Below are 6,469 nucleotides of genomic sequence, written 5' to 3' on the forward strand. Positions count from 1 at the left end.
TTACGCCGTCATGCTCTAATCCGCAAACTACCAGCTGTGGAAACCTTAGGAAGTGTGACTACCATTTGTTCTGATAAAACTGGTACCCTGACCCAAAACAAAATGGTTGTGCAACGGGTGGATACCCTCAATACTAGTATTCAGGTGACTGGGAATGGTTATGAACCTGTAGGGGAATTTCTTCTAGACAATCAGGCCATTACTACAGAACAGTATCCCCAACTCGAACCCCTACTTCTAGCTTGTGCTCTATGTAATGATGCCATCTTGCAGTATGAACAGGGGGAGTGGAAGATTTTAGGAGACCCCACAGAAGGAGCATTAATTGCTCTGGCTGGTAAAGGTGGTGTAGATAAGGAACCCCTGAATCAAAAGTATTCTCGTGTGGATGAAATTCCCTTCTCCTCTGAGCGCAAGCGTATGAGTGTAATTTGTCAGTGGGATAGTTCTCCAGATAACTCTCAACCTGCTAACTTACCTGCTCAGCTACCCTACTCGAACTCCAAAGGCGAACAACCTTTGCCTTTCGGCCACGCTACGGGAACAACCGAGAACCCACAACTGACCGGTTACATGATGTTGACCAAAGGGTCTCCAGAATTGGTGTTAGAGCATTGTACTTCATCAGTACATAATGATGACTCAGCAGGAGGAACTTTAGGGTGTCAACCCTTGACAGAAGAGCAGCGGCAACAGATTTTGGAACAGAATAACCAAATGGCAGGGGCTGGTTTGCGAGTGCTAGGTTTTGCCTATAAGTCCCTAGATAGCTTATCAGCTCCAGAAGCAGACCATGAAAGCTTAGAGCAAGGGTTGGTGTGGTTGGGGTTAGTGGGAATGTTGGATGCTCCACGCCCAGAGGTACGAGAAGCAGTTCAGCTATGCCGGAATGCTGGAATTCGTCCGATTATGATTACTGGAGACCACAAACTTACCGCTAGAGCGATTGCCCAGGATTTGGGAATTGCTAATCAAAGTGATCAGGTATTGACTGGTCAGGAGTTACAAAAGCTTTCCCAGCTTGATCTAGAGGAACAGGTAGACCAAGTCAGCATTTATGCTCGTGTTGCTCCGGAACACAAACTCAGAATCGTTCAGGCACTCCAGGGTCGGGGTAAATTTGTTGCCATGACGGGAGATGGAGTGAATGATGCACCCGCTCTCAAGCAAGCTGACATTGGTATTGCTATGGGAATTACCGGAACCGATGTCAGTAAAGAAGCCAGCGATATGGTGCTGTTAGATGACAACTTTGCCACCATTGTTGCTGCCACAGAAGAAGGTCGGACAGTATATGACAATATTCGTCGCTTTATTAGATACATCCTGGGCAGTAACATCGGTGAGGTATTAACTATTGCCGCAGCCCCAATCATGGGATTACCAGATGTTCCCCTCACTCCCTTACAAATTCTCTGGATGAACCTAGTCACTGATGGTTTACCCGCTCTTGCCCTAGCCGTGGAACCAGCAGAACCGGATGTGATGAAGCGATCGCCTTTTAGTCCTCGGGAAAGTATTTTTGCCAGAGGATTGGGGTCTTATATGGTGCGCATTGGTATTGTTTTTGCCATTTTCAACATTACCTTAATGGCAATCGCCTACGGATACTTCCCTCACTGGAAGACAATGGTATTTACTACCCTATGTATTGCTCAAATGGGTCACGCCCTGGCAGTCCGCTCCAACAAACGCATTACTCTGGAATTAAACCCATTCTCTAACCCTTATTTGCTATTAGCAGTTACTGTGACTACTCTCTTACAGCTGCTACTGGTTTATGTACCCTTTTTGCAAGACTTCTTTGGCACTGAACCTCTGACTATGATGGAATTCGCTGTCTGTCTTGGCTTTAGTACCTCACTATTTGTTTGGGTTGAGCTGGAAAAATTATTTATTCGTTGGTTTAGCAAGGGAAAAGTTTCAGGCTAGCAGGTTGGGAGGTTGGGAGGTTGAAGGTTGGCAGGTTGAAGGTTGAAGGTTGAAGGTTGGCAGGTTGAAGGTTGGCAGGTTGAAGGTTGGCAGGTTGAAGGTTGGCAGGTTGGACGGTTAGATATTTTTTTCAGTTCAGATCAAACTTCTAATCTTAAGCCTCTTAACCTATTAACCTAGAACCTGATAACCTAGAACCTGCTCACTTTCAACCAGCTAACCTAGCCTACAAGGGATGCCTTGGGCAAACAACCTCTTAACCTTAAACCTCTTAACCTTGGCCAAAGACCACGCGATCGCGTTCAACCTCTTAACCTTAAACCTCTTAACCTTCAACCTGCTAACCTTCAACCTTCAACCGATTAACCTGCTAACCCCCAACTTGTAACCTTAAATGGATGTACCTTAAGAGCCTACACCTGCGACAGTTTCGTAACTACAAAGATTGCTTGGTCAACTTCGATGCTCCCAAGACAATTTTGCTGGGTAATAATGCTCAGGGGAAATCGAATCTACTAGAGGCAGTAGAGTTGCTCTCTACCCTCAAGAGTCATCGGTCAGCACGCGATCGCGAATTGGTCTTAGAAACTACTCCCATTGCTGAGATTCGGGCTACTTTAGAACGAACCTATGGTTCAGTAGAACTAGGATTAACCTTGCGCACTCAAGGACGACGTACTGTTGCTCTCAATCAAGAATCCTTACGTCGGCAGTTGGACTTTTTAGGTATTCTCAATGCAGTACAGTTTTCTAGCCTGGATTTGGAACTGGTGCGAGGAGCACCAGAACGGCGTCGCGCCTGGCTCGATTCGATTCTGACTCAGCTCGAACCAATTTATGCCTACATTTTGCAGCAATATAACCAGGTATTGCGACAGCGCAATGCTTTGCTCAAAAAAATCCGTAAACTTCAACAAGAAGGGGAAGTTGATGCATCGGTATCTAAGCAATACAATGCTGAGCTAGGGTTGTGGGATGCCCAACTGGCTACTGCTGGCTCACGGGTCACCCGCCGTCGAGAGAGAATGCTAAACCGGTTAGCTCCTTTAGCCCAAGCATGGCACGCTAGCATTAGTGGCAAGACAGAGGTATTGGATATTACCTATGCCCCCAATGTCAGTCTTTCCAAAGATGACCCCGATCTAGTCAAGCAGGCTTTTCTAGAGAAAATCCAACAGTACTCTATTCCTGAATTTCATCAAGGGAGAACCCTAGTCGGTCCTCACCGGGATGAAGTACAGTTTACCATTAATCAAACCCCAGCCAAGTCCTATGGTTCTCAGGGTCAACAGCGAACGTTAGTATTAGCGCTCAAGTTAGCAGAATTGAAGCTGATTGAAGAAGTGGTGGGAGAACCACCTCTGTTGTTACTCGATGATGTATTAGCTGAACTAGACCTGAATCGGCAAAATTTATTGTTGGATGCTATTCAGGACCGGTTTCAGACTTTAATTACTACTACTCACTTGGGAGCCTTTGATTCCCAATGGCTGAATTCGTCTCAGATTCTTTCAGTGCAAGCAGGAGAAATTAAAAGGTTGGAAGCTTGATGGTTGATGTTTGATCGGGTAAAGTACTTTTTGTAACTTGTTATTAAGAAAATTTTTTTGGTTATATTAAGGTTATTGTATCTTCTAATCGCAATCAGAGATATACCTGTACTAAGAGTTAGGATATACACATAATTTTATTCCTGTTTACTATTAATTGAAATTCCAAATTTTTGTAAGTTATTTAAGTTATTGACGATCTGATTAGTGATGCTGATAAATATATAAAAATAGTAGCTTTAAATTGTAACAATTGGAAATAACCAGAAAAAAAAAGATATTGATAGATATTTAAATGCTCTAATACAGAGAATTACGATAATCTTGCTGGTTGACATGGTATCGATTGTGTTCCATCATTAGATTTATTCTAAGGGTTGACTCCTACTACATTCGCTGCAACTGTTTGAAAAGTATTCCCATCCTATCTGCATTGCTAAAACATTGTAAAGAAATTGGGTATTTTCCCTGCAACTATTCAGATACATGATACTTTTTTAGATACTCTCTGAAAAAGCAGAAAAAAAAATTAGCATTTGACACTGCTTTTAACTGATTCTCTGGCATTGTGAGCCTAGTGAAATCAACACGCAAGCTCTTTGGCAAGACTACAAAATTTTAGGTTTTTTTAACCTTTTTGATCCTTGATCATCAATTATATATATTCAGGAGATACCACATGAGTACAATATCAGATCAAACCGCAGATGCACGGAATCGTGTCATTGAATCTGCGAAACGATTGGGGGTTCAACTCAATGAACAAGAATTGGAACGATGGATGAATTCCATTACCCAAACCACAGAGGGCAGCGATATTGTGGTCGATGAAAAGACAGGGGTTTTCGGTCACAAAGTCAGCATGTTGGATTTTGACCCGAAAGACCTGGAGCGTTTTCGCACCATTGGTAAAATTGTCGAATTTGACGATGTTCCTGGTGTCGTAGAAACTGCTTTGGCTCTCTCTGGTTCAGCAGCTCAATCTAAGGTTCAAACTCACCCTGGAGACTGTGATTACTTCGAGCGGGTGAATATCATTGCCCCCACCAAGGCTGAAGCTTGCCAGATTCTTGCTCGAATTATGCGTGAGAAAGCAATCAATAGCCTGTCGGGTGACAATTTTCAATTCATTGAACTGAAATTCGGTAGCTATCCCCAAGACGTTATCTGTAACGAACGTCCCTGTAGCAAAGGCTCACCGATCGCGTGGTCTGCTGATGAAGTTGTGGCTGGAAAGATTGAAGCGAGGGACTCTGAAGGGAATCCTGTCATCATCACCTGGGATTCTGTAGCGGACGATCCCGGTTGGTGTAAGCTGGACTGGGTAATTTCTGATCCAGTGCGCGGTCAATTGGCCAACGCTAGCAACATGTTGGATGTTACCTGGGAAGCTCCGGATGGTACAATCACTCCCTTAGACGGCTATCTGGACGCCTATTTCCAAGAGGTTTACCTGGATGCCGAATCTGCCCCCATCTTTAACAAACTGGTGAAGCAGGTTTCCAGCGATGTCATGGATGATTACGTCAGTGAGTTGCAATACCAAGTTAAAAAATATGTTAAAGAAGATAATCTCAACTATGGCAAAGCTGCCAAACGCTTGTACAACATCTTCCGACTGAATGGGCAGTATGAGGAAGCTGCCTTCCTGCGGGAACTGTTTGACGAACCGGCGGCATTACTTTATCAAGTCCACGCCCTGGTAAAAACAGTTCAAGAAGCCACGGAAAAAAGCACCGTCTTTGATATCGACAGCATTCTTGATCAGACTGATGAACTGATTATGGCTGTGATCAAGGTCTTGGAAGGGGAAGAGGAATTGGAGATCGTGCGCCATCTGCTGCGTCTATCCCGCTGCATCAGCCGTCAGGAAGAAGGCGTTCCCCTTGGTCCCCAAGTAGACGCAGCTCAAGCAGAGGTAATGAATATTGTCAACAATTTCTTCTACGAAAAGATGACAGCACTACCTGCAATTAAAGCTTATATTGACGAGCTCAAGAGTTGATTATTACTCTAGCCGCCTATGGTAGGGGCAACGGATATGGTTGGGTAACCCGAGAAAGTTATCCATAGAGCCTGCCTTGTATTGATGCAGTCACTCATAGTTTTGGGTCTGGGTGCCACACCTGTGTTGGCACCTTGAAAGCCCCCTGGCAATCCCCTTTAGCCGACTGCATCGCTCCGCATGCTTGTTGGCAATGCACTTTCCATTCGGTTTGATGATTACATTTGTTCTAAGGGTTTAATAGTACCAGATCGGCTGTGCAACTGGGTGAGAACTATTCCCATGTTATCTGTATTACTAGAGAAATTGTTAATAAATTTTACTTCTTAGCTGCAACCATTGATAAATATGATATCTTTCTAGATAATATTTATGCAAAAGCAGTCAATAATTTGGCGTTGCTGATTCTGGGTATGGTTTCGCCCCCCTAACCCCCAATTCTGGGGGGAATAAGACGTTCAAAGTCCCCCAAACTTGGGGGATTTAGGGGGCTTTAACTTGCACCAGATGATTGCGCATTCATTCCTTAATTCAGCAACACCAATAATTTAGCATTTGAATCTGCTTTTAACGTATTGTTTTGCATTAGTATACTAGTGAAATTAAGGCTCAATCTCTATTGGCAAGACCACAAACTTTTATGTTTTTTTAAGATTTTTGATCGTTATATCATCAATTATATATCTTCAGGAGATCCGATATGACTACAACACCAGATCAAACCGCAGATGCACGGAACCGCGTCATTGAATCCGCGAACCGATTGGGGGTTCAAATCAATGAACAAGAATTGGAACGATGGATGAATTCCATTACCGAAGCCACAGAAGGTAGTGATATTGTCCTTGATGAAGAGACAGGGGTTTTCGGTCACAAAGTCAGCATGTTGGATTTCGATCCAAAAGACCTGGAGTATTTTCGCGCCATCGGCAAAATTGTCGAATTTGAGGATGTTCCTGGTAAAGTAGAAACTGCGTTGGCA

At 43.9% G+C, this 6,469-nt stretch carries 5 protein-coding genes; all 5 read left to right on the forward strand.

Annotated features, from left to right (window positions below):
- Nucleotides 1-1,932, forward strand: a 1,932-nt coding sequence (locus F6K52_RS29890; RefSeq protein ID WP_293087367.1) for a cation-transporting P-type ATPase, incomplete at its 5' end; no start/stop codon positions are given.
- 235 nt (nucleotides 1,933-2,167) lie between these two features.
- On the forward strand, nucleotides 2,168-2,320 hold the full coding sequence (locus F6K52_RS29895; protein WP_293087368.1) for a hypothetical protein: 153 nt from the start codon (nucleotides 2,168-2,170) through the stop codon (nucleotides 2,318-2,320).
- Between the two features lie 10 nt (nucleotides 2,321-2,330).
- The gene (gene recF, locus F6K52_RS29900; protein WP_293087369.1) at nucleotides 2,331-3,482 is read left to right on the forward strand and encodes a DNA replication/repair protein RecF; all 1,152 of its coding nucleotides are present in this window, start codon (nucleotides 2,331-2,333) and stop codon (nucleotides 3,480-3,482) included.
- A gap of 679 nt (nucleotides 3,483-4,161) precedes the next feature.
- A complete protein-coding gene (locus tag F6K52_RS29905) occupies nucleotides 4,162-5,487 on the forward strand; it encodes a hypothetical protein (RefSeq protein ID WP_293087370.1) in 1,326 nt (441 codons plus the stop codon).
- A gap of 700 nt (nucleotides 5,488-6,187) precedes the next feature.
- A partial coding sequence (locus tag F6K52_RS29910; protein ID WP_293087371.1) for a hypothetical protein occupies nucleotides 6,188-6,469 on the forward strand: 282 nt, incomplete at its 3' end.

Origin of the sequence: Moorena sp. SIO3H5 (genome assembly GCF_010692395.1) — a bacterium.
Classification (GTDB): Bacteria; Cyanobacteriota; Cyanobacteriia; order Cyanobacteriales; family Coleofasciculaceae; genus Moorena.

Coding starts and splice junctions, on each gene's coding strand:
- F6K52_RS29895 (WP_293087368.1), top strand. CDS start 2,168: ATGCCTTGGGCAAACAACCTCTTAACCTTAAACCTCTTAACCTTGGCC.
- recF (WP_293087369.1), top strand. CDS start 2,331: ATGTACCTTAAGAGCCTACACCTGCGACAGTTTCGTAACTACAAAGAT.
- F6K52_RS29905 (WP_293087370.1), top strand. CDS start 4,162: ATGAGTACAATATCAGATCAAACCGCAGATGCACGGAATCGTGTCATT.